This window comes from Psychrobacter faecalis, assembly GCF_016107575.1.
Classification (GTDB): Bacteria; Pseudomonadota; Gammaproteobacteria; order Pseudomonadales; family Moraxellaceae; genus Psychrobacter; species Psychrobacter faecalis.
In genome coordinates, this window is record NZ_JABAST010000083.1 from 1 (window position 1) to 1,213 (window position 1,213).

The window sequence follows — 1,213 nt, forward strand, 5'->3', positions numbered from 1 at the left end:
AATAAAGAGGAAATACCCATGGCAAAGGCCAAGTTTGAACGCAGCAAGCCACACGTCAACGTCGGTACCATCGGACACGTTGACCACGGTAAAACAACATTAACTGCCGCTATCGCAACCGTAGCCGCAATCACCTCTGGTGGCGAAGCCAAAGACTACGCCGCGATTGATAGCGCACCAGAAGAAAAAGCACGTGGCATCACCATCAACACCTCACACGTAGAATATGACACCCCAACCCGTCACTACGCCCACGTTGATTGCCCAGGTCACGCCGACTATGTTAAAAACATGATCACCGGTGCAGCCCAAATGGACGGCGCAATCCTAGTCGTATCAGCAACTGACGGCCCAATGCCACAAACCCGTGAGCACATCCTGCTATCACGTCAGGTTGGCGTACCGTACATCATCGTCTTCATGAACAAATGTGACCTTGTTGACGACGAAGAATTGCTTGAGCTAGTAGAAATGGAAGTTCGTGAACTGCTTAACGACTACGACTTCCCAGGTGACGACACCCCAATCGTCAAAGGGAGTGCCACCCAAGCCCTTAAAGGCGACGAAGGTCAATACGGCCAACCAGCCGTTGTAGAACTACTAGGCATCCTAGACACCTACATCCCAGAGCCAGAGCGTGACGTTGACAAAGCATTCCTAATGCCAATCGAAGACGTATTCTCAATCTCAGGCCGTGGTACCGTAGTAACCGGTCGTGTTGAATCAGGTATCGTCCGTGTTGGTGACGAAATCGAAATCGTCGGTATCCGTGACACCCAAAAAACCACCTGTACTGGTGTAGAGATGTTCCGTAAACTGCTAGACGAAGGTCGTGCAGGCGAAAACTGTGGCGTACTACTACGTGGTACTAAACGTGAAGACGTACAACGTGGCCAAGTACTAGCCAAGCCAGGTTCAATCACCCCGCACACCAAATTTGACGCAGAAGTATACGTACTGTCAAAAGAAGAGGGTGGTCGTCACACACCATTCCTAAACGGCTATCGTCCACAGTTCTACTTCCGTACCACTGACGTAACTGGCGCAATCCAATTACAAGACGGTACCGAAATGGTTATGCCTGGTGACAACGTTGAGATGGGCGTAGAGCTTATCCATCCAATCGCTATGGACAAAGGTCTACGCTTCGCAATTCGTGAAGGCGGCCGTACCGTAGGTGCTGGTGTTGTTGCTAACGTCCTTAGCTAAGCAT

At 50.6% G+C, this 1,213-nt stretch carries 1 protein-coding gene; it reads left to right on the forward strand.

The features are described from left to right. The first annotated feature begins 18 nt into the window (after window positions 1–18). Entirely contained in the window at window positions 19–1,209 is a 1,191-nt protein-coding gene (gene tuf / locus JFC07_RS13010) for an elongation factor Tu (protein WP_068404023.1), read from the forward strand. The last annotated feature ends 4 nt before the right edge of the window (window positions 1,210–1,213 follow it).